Genomic DNA, 12492 nt, shown 5'->3' with positions numbered 1-12492 from the left:
ATGCGTAAGGAAATGACATTGGCAATTGCCTGTTCGCTGTTGATCGGATGCCAGCAGATGCCGTCGACCGGCAATGTGCCACTTGAAGGCAAGTTCATTGACAGTCCGCGTGCTCGCCCGCTGGCACTGCAGCCGGTGACCAACAGCCCCTGGTTGAATAATGCTCTGGTTGATCGATTGGCCGGTGCCAGCGATCCGGATGAGATTCGCGGGTTCGGCAAGGTAGACCTGACCGAGCAGATGGCCCAGGTCGAAAGCTTTCAGGTCCCGGAGCTGCAGGTTTACTGCGATCAGGTGCTGAGCCGTTTGCTGGTCCACTGGCCGCACGCCAAACCAGACATCAAAGTGCGTTTCAGCGCTTCGGAGAGTTTTGGCGCGCGCGCTACCGCAGAAAATGTCATCTACCTCAACTTAGGCACTCTACAGGCCATCGAGAGCGAGGACGAACTAGCGGCGATGCTTGGCCACGAAGCGGCTCACTTGCTGCTGGGACACCTCGATCGCGAGCATTTCTTCAATCAGCAGAAGAAGTTGCTGGATGCATCGGTAACGGCGGTCAGCCTGGGCGTTACGGTGGCCGGGCTGGAAAGTCAGAAGAGCGGTACGTCACGCAAACTGGTTGTGGGTGATCCCGACGCAGTGGGCAAGACAATCGTACAAAGCAGCCTGTCAGGTACTCTGCTCAAGGCAGTATCCGACAATTTCTGGAACAGCAGCTGGACGCGTGCTCAGGAGGATGAGGCTGATTTGCTGTCCGTCGATCTGCTCAGTCGTGCGGGTTACTCTCCGCGTGGTGCGGTACATGGCATCCAGCGGCTACAAAGCTTCGAGGGTAGTAATGTCAGCCAGTTGCAGCGCTATCAGGCCATGCAGAAACAGCTGTTCAGCCAGGCGATGCAGAAGAAGGGCATCGGCGGTCTGCTCGAGCAGGGTATCCAGAGCGGGGTGACCGCTGCGCAGCTGGCAGCCGTGGATGTATGGACGGACTTTGGCAAGACCCACCAGTTGCCTGCCCAGCGGGAGGAGGCGCTGATGCGTTATATCGCCAGCGAGTATCGCAGCGAGCGACGTAGAAGCCCACAGCTTGCCAGTTATCAGCGGCAGCTCCTTGGTGGTCAGAGCGGCAAGATTCTCGCCGGACAGGTGCTGATCAACCGTGCGACCAAGGCCCTCGACAAGGGCGATCTGAGCGAGGCGCGCCAGTTGGCCAAGGAAGTGGCGAGCGGACCGGCTGCCAGGAGCATGCGTGCGCAAACCTTGCAGTTCGTCCTGGCGGTTCAGCAAAGACGTTACAAGGATGCACTCGCCAATCTGGAGCAGGTTCCAGAAAGCGAATGGCAGTATGCGTCCCTCTCCAGCTATGACCAGATCATCACGTTGTCGCTCAGTCTCGATCGGCAGGCTCAGGCCGAGCGCTATCTGCAGCGCGGTCAGGCACATTGGGGCAATCAACTGATGACGCCACTGGAGATTTCCGTGCACCTGCAGAGCGAGCGGGTCGTCCAGGCGCAACAGGCCTATCAATCATGCCAAAGCGCAACGAGCAAAGGCTTGTTGGCTCAGTGCGAATCGGCGATTGGTCGCTTTAAACCTCAGCAACAGGCGCCTGCCAATCCGCTGCAGCAGTTGGGCCTGCCTTCGATGGGCAAGCTGCTAGGTAGCTGACTCAGGGCAGCTGCAACCCACCACTGGCCTTGTGCAACGCACGCAGGTGTTCGCCCAATGCCACCAGGTTGGCCTCGTTGGCCTCCAGTTCGGCCAGGCGCTCGGGTTGCAGCAGGTTGCGGACTTCGTCATCGAGTTCATCGCTGAGCTGGCGCAGTTGCTGCTGGCGCTCACGGCTGCTGATTTCGAGGCGCTGCCATTCCTTCTGTTGCGGCAAGCCGTAACCGCCTTCGAGCAGTTCGGCCGGGCGGCTGAGGAAACCGCTGTTTGCGAGAATTTGTTCCAGCGCGGCACCGGCCTTGTTCAGGCTCGGATCGCCAGCCGCGCGGCCGGTCAGGTAGCGGCGCTTCAGTTCGTCCTGGGCCAGCAGCAGTTGGCGGCGCAGCGCGGCCTGCTCCAGCAGCAGCAGGGCGGCACTGGCGCGCAGGTCGGCTTCGTCGAACCACTGGCGGCGAGCCTGTGCGGACTGTTCCAGCCAGGACTCGACGCTGTCCTGCTGGATGGGAAGGCGCTGGTGCAGCACGGCGAACATGGCCTGATAGCGCTCGCGGAAGGAGTCGAAGCGATAGCCCAGACGCAGCGCCTCGCGCGGGTCGTCGAGCACTGTGGTGTCGGCCAGCCCGCGAGCATCCATCAGTTCCAGCAGGCCATTGGGCAGGATGCTGTCGAGTGCGTGCAGACGCGGATTAGCGGTGCCGCTGCGCAGCAACTTGAGGGTTTCCACCGCGCAGTTGTTGGATACGAAGTAGTAGTCGCCGTCATAGCTCCAGTGCTGTTCGGCGGCGCGTACCACCAGTTGTTCGACCTCGTTGCGCGACAGGCGCAGTGGTACCGAGGCCAGGCTGCGCAGCTCGACCTTGGTGTATTCATCGATCACCTGCTCCAGCGGCAGGACGAACAGGCGTGAGGGGTAGACGCCGGTCAGACCATCCCAGCTCGACAGTTGCAGGTCGCCGACGAAGGCACGGTAGGACAGCACCAGGTGGTGGTCGAGATCCAGGCGGCAGTCCGGGCCACGTGGCCGGCCCGGTGCGCAGACCACCAGGCGCAGCATGCTGTGGCCCCAGCGGCTCATCCAGGCATCGTTGGCTTCAGCGAGCAGGTAGTCGACTTCATACACGCGCTCAGGGTCAAGGCGCCCCAGTGGCTGCAAGGCGAAGTCGCGCCCGGCATTGAGGTAGGGATAGTCGCTGGTGCAGTTCTCGCTGGGCGGCGTCCAGTCGAAGTGCTCACGGAAATAGCGCGCCAGCGAGGGGCGGCGGCAGGCGTAGCTGGGGTCGAGCAGGAAGTATTCGAGGTTGACCGCGACGAACTCCAGCGCATTGGTCAGCTCGTAGCTATCCGGGCTGCGTGCGACCTGGCCATTGTTCAGATCGCGCGCGCCATGCTGGCCGACCCGCTGCGGCCAGCCGGCCAGATCGAGCAGACGGGGATCGTCGCTGAGGGTAAAACGCCGCTCGGTCTGGCCACGACAATCATCCGGCAGCCCAACTGTGCCCATCGAGTTGGCGCGCTGTCGGCATTGGCTGATGTGGCGGCGCTCGGCGGCAGGCCAGAGGCGAGCGCGGTCGTAGAGGTGGGTCAGCTCATGCAGCAGCGTGGCCAGCAACTCCTGGCGCTGGGTTCCGTGCGGGCGATCGGTGCGATTATCTGCAGCCGAGCCATCGACCAGCTTCGGCAGCAGCTCGGCGTTGAGCTCGATGCCGCTGAAGCGACCGACCTGACCGTAGATCTCCGAGGGCAGCCCGGCGCGCCAGCTGACCCTCACTTCTCGGTCCAGTTGCTGGACGACGCGCGGGGGCAATGCGGCCATCGCTTCATCCAGCAGGGCCTGGCTCGCCTGGCGCTGCGCTGCGGCTAGAGCGCTGTCGTCCAGCGTCAGACGCAGCTGCGCCTGGGCGAAGCCTGTGGTCATCGCCAGCAGCGCGCCGCAGCACCAGGCGGCGAGGTGGGTCACAGAGCGAGAATGGCTTCGGCCAGTTGCAGATCGCTGGCAGCCTGCGCTTGCGGCAACTGCTGACGGATGGCCTGCAGCGCGGCTTCCAACTGCGCACCGCGAATCTCACCGGCGCTGGCGACGAAGCTGGCAGCGTCGTCACGGGCTTGCACCACGGCCTTCATGTCGCGCAGCGAGGTGGTGGTGTCGGACGTGAAGTTGATGCTGCGATCCAGGGCGCGCACCACGATGTTGCTGGTGGCGACCACGGTTTGCGCCTGAGCGATACCACTGAACAGGGCGCAGGCGGCGACGGCGATGACGAATGAGCGACGCATGATAAGGAGCTCCGAGAACTGCAGAACGGACGATTTGACGTGGACAGGCCGGCGTGGTTCCCCGCGACCTGGCAGGTAGGCGAAGTTTACGGGGCCAGGCAGCCCCGGTCAGCAGCGAGCCGAGTGATAGACGTGTGCAACGTTTTCACAGGCTGAGGATGGCCTGAGCGAGGGCCAGGTCATCTGCCGTCGCCAACTCGGCATCATGACGGCGAATGTGCGCCAGGGCCGACTCGAGCCGTGCGCTGCGGATCGCGCCAGCGCTGGCGACGAAACTGGCGGCATCATCGCGGGCCGCGCGCAGCTGTTTCATGTCGCGCAACGAGCTGGTCGCGTCAGAGGTGCCCTCGGCGGTGCCGGCCAAGGCTCCCCCCAGGGTATCGGTCGTCGCGACCAGGCTGCTGGCGCAGGCGGTGCCTGCCAGTCCTAATGAAAGGAGCGCTGCAATCAGGGATTTCTTCAGGTGCATACGGGGTCACTCCGGTAGGGCGGGGCGCTGTTCTGCCCGCATCCGCAGCTTAGCCCAACACGGTTTCCCGCTCCATGGCTGGTTCAGCGCCAGAAGGGCTTGGCCAGTTCCTGTTCACGCTCCGCTGTGCTGATACCGGCGTCAGCCAGCTGTTGCTGATTGAGCAGGGCGAGCTGGCGACGGGTGCGGCGGTTGCGTTGCCAGTGACGCAGCGTCGAAAAGAGGCCGAGCCAGTGCAGGAACGTGCCGTGTGCAGGTTGCGAGAGCGGTTCGTGAGTGCGGTCCATGGCGTTCTCCTGTCGAGAGACAAGGGTGGCAGCTCATGTTCTCGCAAGTGCTCGTAAGCGAGCAGATACAACTGAAGGGAATTGTGCGGGGGCAGTGACGGCTTTATGGCAACTGTACTGCTCGCTGAGGCGATGACTGTTGCAGATAAAACGAAAGCCCCACCGCAGCAGAGACGGTGGAGCTCTCAGAAGATCCCAGATTGGGATGGAGCAAAGCGGGGTGTTAACGCCAGAACGGCTTCTGCAGTTCGACGTAACGCTGATTTTCGCTGATGCCGGCGTCAGCGAGCAGGCGGGCATCCAGTCGAGCCAGTTGACGACGGCTGACGATGCGGCGCTGCCACAGGCTGAGGGTGGCGATAACGCGGGGCAGCCAGGCCGATTTGTCGCTGGCAACGCTGTGAGTTTGAAGCAGGGCGGAACTGAGGGTACGTTCCATGGTGGTCATCCTTCCGCTTGTGGCGGCGCTGGTGTTTGCTTTCGATGGGCAAATTATCCCGAGCGCAGGAGTGGCTCAGTAGTCACAGCTGGATGAAATTGTTGTGCTATTAGATAGGTTGCTTTGTAACTGTTCGGTCAGGAATCGATGTTACTGTACTGGCCATAAGTGAAAAGACTGGGTGCAACCTGTTTTGGCGAGATTTTTAACTGGGTGCAACCCAATTATATTGGTCTTTCAAGCAGTACAGTTTGAAATTGATCTGTTGTGATGATTGACCTGGAAATCAGTTTTTTTGCTGGCTTCATAAACGGGAAACCCGGCACAAGGCCGGGTTTCCTGTCTGACTGGTCAGGGCTTATTCCACGGCCTTGACCATGTCTTCTATCACCTTCTTGGCATCGCCGAAGACCATCATGGTCTTGTCCATGTAGAACAGTTCGTTGTCCAGGCCGGCGTAGCCGCTGGCCATCGAGCGCTTGTTGACGATCACGGTCTTGGCTTTGTAGGCCTCGAGGATCGGCATGCCGGCGATCGGCGACTTCGGATCGTTCTTCGCTGCCGGGTTGACCACGTCGTTGGCGCCGAGCACCAGCACCACATCGGTCTGGCCAAACTCGGAGTTGATGTCCTCCATCTCGAACACCTGCTCGTAAGGCACCTCGGCCTCGGCCAGCAACACGTTCATGTGGCCAGGCATACGCCCGGCGACCGGGTGGATCGCATACTTCACGGTTACGCCGCGGTGGGTCAGCTTCTCGGCCAGTTCCATCAGCGCATGCTGGGCACGCGCCACAGCCAGGCCATAGCCGGGCACGATGACCACGGTGTCGGCGTTGGTCAGCAGGAACGCGGCGTCGTCGGAAGAGCCCGACTTCACGCTGCGCTGCTCCTGGCTGCCGCTGGCTGCACCGGTATCTGCATCGGCGCCGAAACCGCCAAGGATGACGTTGAAGAACGAGCGGTTCATCGCCTTGCACATGATGTACGAGAGGATGGCGCCCGAAGAGCCAACCAGGGAACCGGCGACGATCAGCATCGAGTTGTTCAGCGAGAAGCCGATACCGGCCGCCGCCCAGCCCGAGTAGCTGTTGAGCATCGAAACCACCACCGGCATGTCGGCGCCGCCGATAGGGATGATGATCAGTACGCCGATGACGAACGCCAGCGCCACCAACATGGCGAACGAGGTGATGTCGCCGGTGAAGGTGTAGACCAGGCCGAGGCCGAGAATGGCCAGCCCGACGCCCAGGTTGAGCAGGTGCTGGCCTTTGAAAACCACCGGCGCGCCCTGGAACAGGCGAAACTTGTACTTGCCCGACAGTTTGCCGAAGGCGATCACCGACCCGGAGAAGGTGATGGCGCCGATGGCTGCACCGAGGAACAGTTCCAGGCGGTTACCGGCCGGAATCGGGTCGGCCATGCCGGCGACGATGCCCAGCGACTGCGGCTCGACGACGGCGGCGATGGCGATGAACACGGCAGCGAGGCCAATCATGCTGTGCATGAAGGCGACCAGTTCCGGCATCTTGGTCATCTCGACGCGCTTGGCCATGATGGTGCCGATGCTGCCACCGACCAGCAGGCCGACGATGACGAAGCCCAGGCCTTGAACGGCCAACTCGCTGCCGAGCTTGTAGATCAGGCCGATGGTCGTCAGCACGGCGATAGCCATGCCGATCATGCCGAACAGGTTGCCGCGTCGCGACGAAGTCGGGTGCGACAGGCCCTTGAGCGCCTGGATGAAGCACACCGAGGCGACGAGGTAGAGAACAGTGATCAGGTTCATGCTCATCGATTACTTCTCCACCTGGGCCTTCGGCGCCTTCTTCTTGAACATTTCCAGCATGCGCCGGGTTACCAGGAAGCCGCCGAACACGTTGACCGCGGCCAGGGCCACTGCCAGGGTGCCCATGGTCTTACCCAGCGGGGTGACGGTAAGCGCGGCAGCCAGCATGGCGCCGACGATCACGATGGCGGAGATGGCGTTGGTTACGGCCATCAGCGGGGTATGCAGGGCCGGGGTGACGTTCCACACCACGTGGTAGCCGATATAGATGGCCAGCACGAAGATGATCAGGTTGTAGATGCCGTCGGAAATCAGATCCATGTCACTACTCCTTAGCCGTTCTTGCGCACGACTTCGCCGGCATTGCACATCAGGCAGGCCGCGACAATGTCGTCTTCGAGGTTGAGCTGGAACTGGCCTTCCTTGTCGATCACGAGCTTGAGGAAGTCCAGCAGGTTGCGTGCGTACAGGGCGGAGGCATCTGCCGGCACCAGTGCAGCCAGGTTGGTGTGGCCGACCAGGGTCACGCCATGCTTGACCACTACCTTATCGGCCTCGGTCAGCGGGCAGTTGCCGCCCTGGGCTGCCGCCAGGTCGATGACCACGGAGCCGGGCTTCATTTCGGCCACCGTGCTCTCATGCAGAAGCGTCGGTGCCTTGCGGCCGGGGATCAGTGCGGTGGTGATGACGATATCGGCCTGCTTGGCGCGCTCATGCACGGCCTTGGCCTGGCGCTCCATCCATGACGGCGGCATCGGCCGGGCATAGCCGCCCACACCCTGGGCGCACTCACGCTCTTCATCGGTCTCGAAAGGCACATCGACGAACTTGGCGCCCAGCGACTCGATCTGCTCCTTGACTGCCGGACGCACATCGGAGGCCTCGATCACCGCACCCAGGCGCTTGGCCGTGGCGATGGCCTGCAGACCGGCAACGCCGGCACCGAGAATCAAAATACGCGCGGCCTTAACGGTACCCGCAGCGGTCATCAGCATCGGCATGAAGCGTGGATAGTGGTGGGCTGCCAGCAGCACGGCCTTGTAGCCGGCGATATTGGCCTGCGAGCTCAGTACGTCCAGGCTTTGCGCGCGGGAGGTGCGCGGTGCTGCCTCCAGGGCGAAGGCAGTAACGCCGCGAGCATTCATGCGCGCGATGGTCTCGTTGCAGAACGGGTTGAGCATGCCAACCAACACGGCCCCGGCTCTGATGTGAGCGAGCTCGGCTTCGGTCGGTGCGACCACCTTGAGTACGAGGTCTGCGCCAAACGCGGCAGAGTCGTTGCCAATGGTCGCGCCAGCAGCCTCGTAAGCGCTGTCTGGAATGCTGGCGCTGATGCCGGCGCCGGCCTGGACGGTCACCTGATGACCTTGGCCGACCAGCTTCTTGATGGTCTCTGGGGTCGCGGCAACCCGCGTCTCCCCGGCATGGGTTTCGAGAGGAACACCGATGTGCACGTCTAATCTCCTGCGTGATCTTTTTTGTGAACCGGGGCACTGCGCTGGCGCGCCGGCGATTGGGGATCAGCACATAACCCGCCGAAGGTGGCGAGCGCGGCGATTGTGCAATCGAACGCAAACCCTTACAAGAAGTTATGGAGTAAAAAAAATGCATTACTACAAGTAATGGGTCTATGAGAGATTTTTATACTGAGTGCAGCCCGCGCAGATTCGGGTCGACAGCAGACTCTGCGCAGCTTGTGGGGCAGTATAGGCTGTCACGCGCTGGATGACCGCTGGTCGAATCGGGAGGAGTGTGGAGAGTAACGAACAATCCGTTCAGAATAGTGCTATAGCCCGAAAGTAGTGGTTAGTGAGCACTTTCCCAGGTGAATCAAATGTAGTGTGACTGTATTTGCGCTACTAGTTCTATTTTTAGGCGTATCTGTTCTCTGCGAGCTGAAAGCGATCTTTCTCTGGCGATGATTATTCACCCCGGTAGGCGTCGGCCTGGGCCAGGAGCCAGTCACGAAAGGCCTTCAGCGCTGCAGACTCGGCCTTGCGTTCCGGCACTATCAGGTAATAGGCGCGGTCGTTGTTTGGCACAGCTCGATCAAGGGCGATCACCAGGCTGCCCTCTTTCAGTTCGCGCTGGATCAGAAAGGGTGGGATCAGAGCGATGCCCATTTCATGTTGCGCTGCCTGGGCTAGCATGGAGAACAGTTCCAGTCGCGGGCCGGTCATGTCGCGAGCCACATTCATGCCCTGGGCGGCGAACCACTGGCGCCAGGCGTAGGGACGGGTGGTCTGCTGCAACAGGGGCAGAGCGGCGATATGCTCAACTGTCACCGGGGTGTCGCCCAGTAGCGCCGGGCTGCACACCGGTAGCAGGTGCTCATGCATCAGGAAATGGGCCTCTGTACCTGACCATTCGGCGTCGCCGTAATAGATGGCGGCATCGAAGTGAGTGTCGGCGAACAGGAAGGGGCGTGTGCGGTTGGTCAGGTGCACCGTTACCTCAGGGTGCAGCTGCTGGAAGTTACGCAAGCGTGGCAGCAGCCACTGCGTGCCAAAGGTCGGTACCACCGCCAGCTCGATGCTGGTGGTGCCCTGGTTGCCCATCAGCGCCAGGGTGTCGCGCTCCACTGCATCGAGTTGCGCTGCCACCTTGCGACTGTAGGCGACGCCCGCTTCGGTCAGCACCACGCCGCGCCTTGAGCGGCGAAACAGCTCCACGCTAAGAAAGCTCTCCAGCCCGCCGATCTGCCTGCAGATCGCGCTCTGCGTCAGGTTCAGCTCGTCGGCGGCCTTGGTGAAGCTCTGGTGGCGAGCGGCGGACTCGAAGGCGACCAGGGCAGCGGTGCTGGGTATCTTGCGGCGCATATATGCAAAATCCTCACTCATAATCGATAAATTCAAATGATTAAACTATCTCGGAGTGAGAAAAAAGCACAGATATGTGCAAATTCTGCGTTTGTCCTCTGCTCGAAGCCGGCCTAGGATCAAAGCCATTCGGGGTCGGCAGGGTCGGCCGCTCACTTCATCGCTTCGAGGGTTTTCGCAATGGCCAAGGCAAGCTTCAACTGGATCGACCCGCTGCTGCTCGATCAGCAACTGACCGAAGAAGAGCGCATGGTGCGTGATAGCGCCCAGCAGTTCGCTGACGACAAGCTGGCGCCTCGCGTGCTCGAGGCGTTCCGCCACGAGCAGACCGATCCGAAGATCTTCCGTGAAATGGGCGAAACCGGCTTGCTGGGGGCGACCATTCCCGAAGCCTACGGCGGCAGTGGCCTGAACTATGTCTGCTACGGGTTGATCGCCCGGGAAGTGGAGCGCATCGACTCCGGCTATCGCTCGATGATGAGCGTGCAATCCTCCCTGGTGATGGTGCCGATCAACGAGTTCGGCAATGAAGCGACCAAGCAGAAGTACCTGCCCAAGCTGGCCAGCGGCGAATACATCGGCTGCTTTGGCCTGACCGAGCCGAACCACGGCTCCGATCCGGGCGCTATGGTCACCCGTGCCAAGAAGGTCGAGGGTGGCTATCGCCTCACTGGCAGCAAGATGTGGATTACCAACAGTCCGATCGCCGATGTGTTCGTGGTCTGGGCCAAGGACGATGCTGGCGAGATCCGTGGCTTCGTGCTGGAGAAAGGCTGGGAAGGTCTTTCCGCTCCGGCAATTCATGGCAAGGTCGGTCTGCGCGCCTCGATCACCGGTGAGATCGTCATGGACAACGTGTTCTGTCCCGAAGAGAACGCCTTCCCGGATGTGCGCGGCCTGCGCGGCCCGTTCACCTGCCTGAACTCCGCCCGTTACGGCATCAGCTGGGGGGCCCTGGGCGCCGCCGAATTCTGCTGGCACACCGCACGCCAGTATGTGCTCGATCGCAACCAGTTCGGCCGGCCGCTGGCGGCTAATCAACTGATCCAGAAGAAGCTGGCCGATATGCAGACCGAAATCACCCTGGCTCTACAGGGTTGCCTGCGCCTCGGTCGAATGAAGGACGAAGGCACCGCTGCGGTGGAGATCACGTCGATCATGAAGCGCAACAGCTGCGGCAAGGCGTTGGATATCGCGCGACTGGCGCGCGACATGCTGGGCGGCAACGGCATCAGCGACGAGTTCGGCATTGCCCGTCACCTGGTCAATCTTGAGGTGGTCAATACCTACGAGGGTACGCATGACGTGCATGCGCTGATCCTGGGGCGTGCGCAGACCGGTATCCAGGCGTTCTTCTAAAGGCTCGAGCCTCTCACTGACCCATGGTGCGCGTGGCGCACCCTACGGAGAAGCCTATGTCCGGTGCTCTGTCACATATCCGCGTACTCGATCTGTCGCGCGTGCTGGCTGGTCCCTGGGCCGGGCAGATATTCGGTGACCTCGGTGCAGAGGTGATCAAGGTCGAGCGTCCGGGCTCGGGCGACGACACCCGGCATTGGGGACCTCCTTATATAAAGGATGCCGAGGGTAGTGATTCGCGTGAGGCGGCCTATTTCCAGAGCGCCAATCGCAACAAGCAGTCGCTGACCCTGGATTTCACCCAGCCAGAAGGCCAACGCCTGGTGCGTGAGTTGGTCGCGCAGTGCGATGTGTTGCTGGAGAACTTCAAGGTCGGTGGCCTGGCGGCCTATGGCCTGGATTATGAATCGCTGAAGGCGATCAACCCGCGTCTGATCTATTGCTCCATCACCGGCTTCGGCCAGAACGGCCCCTATGCCAGGCGCGCGGGCTATGACTTCATGATCCAGGGGCTCGGAGGCTTGATGAGCCTGACTGGGCGTCCGGAAGGTGAGGAGGGTGCGGGTCCGATGAAGGTCGGCGTGGCGCTGACCGATATCCTTACCGGCTTGTATGCGACGGTGGGCGTGCTGGCCGCTCTGAATCAGCGTGAGCAATCCGGTGTGGGTCAGCATATAGATGTGGCTTTGCTCGATGTGCAGGTTGCCTGCCTGGCCAATCAGGCCATGAACTACCTGGCGACAGGTGTATCACCCAAGCGCCTGGGCAACGCCCATCCCAATATCGTGCCCTACCAGGATTTTCCCAGTGCCGATGGCAACTTCATCCTTGCGGTGGGTAACGATGGGCAGTTTCGTAAGTTCTGCGAAGTGGCGGGTATTGTGAACCTTGCCAATGACCCGCGCTTTGTCACTAACAAGGCCCGGGTTGCCCATCGTGCCGAGCTGATCCCGCTTTTGCGCCAGGCCACGGTATTCAAGACCACCGCGCAGTGGATCGAGCAGCTGGAAAGGGCTGGCGTGCCCTGCGGGCCGATCAATGATCTGCAGCAGGTGTTTGCCGATCCTCAGGTACAGGCGCGAGGTTTGCGTCTCGACCTGCCTAATGCCCTGGGCAGCAGTACGCCGCAGGTCGCCAGTCCGTTGCGACTATCCGTTACGCCGGTAGCCTATCGTTCTGCTCCGCCACTGCTGGGTCAGCATACCGATAGCCTGCTGCAGAGGTTGCTGGGCATGAACGAAATGCAGATTGCCGAGTTGCGCGAGGCGGGGGTTATCTGAACCTCCTTATATAGGAGATAGGGCTGCTTATCCGATTTACGCAATTATTTGCATGTCAGGGGTTTACAGCTCGCCGTGCTGATGTAGAATGCGCGCCACTTCAGCGATGAA

General features: G+C 61.5%; 12 protein-coding genes. 3 read left to right on the top strand and 9 right to left on the bottom strand.

Going from position 1 to position 12492, the window contains the following annotated elements:
• Positions 1-1665 (top strand): M48 family metallopeptidase, encoded by a 1665-nt coding sequence (locus H3221_RS04060; RefSeq protein ID WP_196475661.1) that lies wholly within the window; start codon positions 1-3, stop codon positions 1663-1665.
• Position 1666: 1 nt separating this feature from the next.
• Here the strand turns inward: H3221_RS04060 and H3221_RS04055 are convergent, their stop codons facing one another.
• The 9 genes from H3221_RS04055 to H3221_RS04015 form a co-directional block, all read right to left on the bottom strand.
• Positions 1667-3622 carry a DUF7844 domain-containing protein gene (locus H3221_RS04055; protein WP_196475662.1) on the bottom strand — a complete coding sequence of 652 codons (1956 nt, stop codon included), beginning with the start codon at positions 3620-3622 and terminating at the stop codon, positions 1667-1669.
• Positions 3619-3939: a DUF2388 domain-containing protein gene (locus tag H3221_RS04050; RefSeq protein WP_074919188.1), complete on the bottom strand. Its 321-nt coding sequence runs from the start codon at positions 3937-3939 to the stop codon at positions 3619-3621. Before H3221_RS04050 ends, H3221_RS04055 begins: the two co-directional genes overlap by 4 nt.
• 145 nt (positions 3940-4084) lie before the next feature.
• Entirely contained in the window at positions 4085-4408 is a 324-nt protein-coding gene (locus H3221_RS04045; RefSeq protein ID WP_196475663.1) for a DUF2388 domain-containing protein, read from the bottom strand.
• 83 nt (positions 4409-4491) lie between these two features.
• Positions 4492-4695: a DUF1127 domain-containing protein gene (locus H3221_RS04040; RefSeq protein ID WP_196475664.1), complete on the bottom strand. Its 204-nt coding sequence runs from the start codon at positions 4693-4695 to the stop codon at positions 4492-4494.
• A 223-nt stretch (positions 4696-4918) separates the two neighbouring features.
• A complete protein-coding gene (locus H3221_RS04035) occupies positions 4919-5134 on the bottom strand; it encodes a DUF1127 domain-containing protein (RefSeq protein ID WP_196475665.1) in 216 nt (71 codons plus the stop codon).
• Positions 5135-5492: 358 nt separating this feature from the next.
• Positions 5493-6929, bottom strand: coding sequence for an NAD(P)(+) transhydrogenase (Re/Si-specific) subunit beta (locus H3221_RS04030; RefSeq protein WP_196475666.1), 1437 nt, complete (start codon positions 6927-6929; stop codon positions 5493-5495).
• Positions 6930-6932: 3 nt separating this feature from the next.
• Positions 6933-7244: an NAD(P) transhydrogenase subunit alpha gene (locus H3221_RS04025; protein ID WP_017676105.1), complete on the bottom strand. Its 312-nt coding sequence runs from the start codon at positions 7242-7244 to the stop codon at positions 6933-6935.
• Between the two features lie 11 nt (positions 7245-7255).
• Positions 7256-8377 (bottom strand): Re/Si-specific NAD(P)(+) transhydrogenase subunit alpha, encoded by a 1122-nt coding sequence (locus H3221_RS04020; RefSeq protein ID WP_160016576.1) that lies wholly within the window; start codon positions 8375-8377, stop codon positions 7256-7258.
• 468 nt (positions 8378-8845) lie between these two features.
• Positions 8846-9742, bottom strand: a complete 897-nt coding sequence (locus tag H3221_RS04015) for a LysR family transcriptional regulator (RefSeq protein WP_196475667.1) — start codon at positions 9740-9742, stop codon at positions 8846-8848.
• Between the two features lie 180 nt (positions 9743-9922).
• Here H3221_RS04015 and H3221_RS04010 point away from each other — a divergent pair, with 180 nt between their 5' ends.
• Together H3221_RS04010 and H3221_RS04005 are read left to right on the top strand one after the other, a co-directional pair.
• Positions 9923-11101, top strand: coding sequence for an acyl-CoA dehydrogenase (locus H3221_RS04010; RefSeq protein ID WP_106738165.1), 1179 nt, complete (start codon positions 9923-9925; stop codon positions 11099-11101).
• A gap of 56 nt (positions 11102-11157) precedes the next feature.
• Positions 11158-12381 (top strand): CaiB/BaiF CoA transferase family protein, encoded by a 1224-nt coding sequence (locus H3221_RS04005; RefSeq protein WP_196475668.1) that lies wholly within the window; start codon positions 11158-11160, stop codon positions 12379-12381.
• Positions 12382-12492: the final 111 nt, after the last annotated feature.

It is taken from the genome of Pseudomonas chaetocerotis (genome assembly GCF_015712105.2).
GTDB lineage: Bacteria > Pseudomonadota > Gammaproteobacteria > Pseudomonadales > Pseudomonadaceae > Aquipseudomonas > Aquipseudomonas chaetocerotis.
This window is presented reverse-complemented; position numbering and strand designations above follow the sequence as displayed.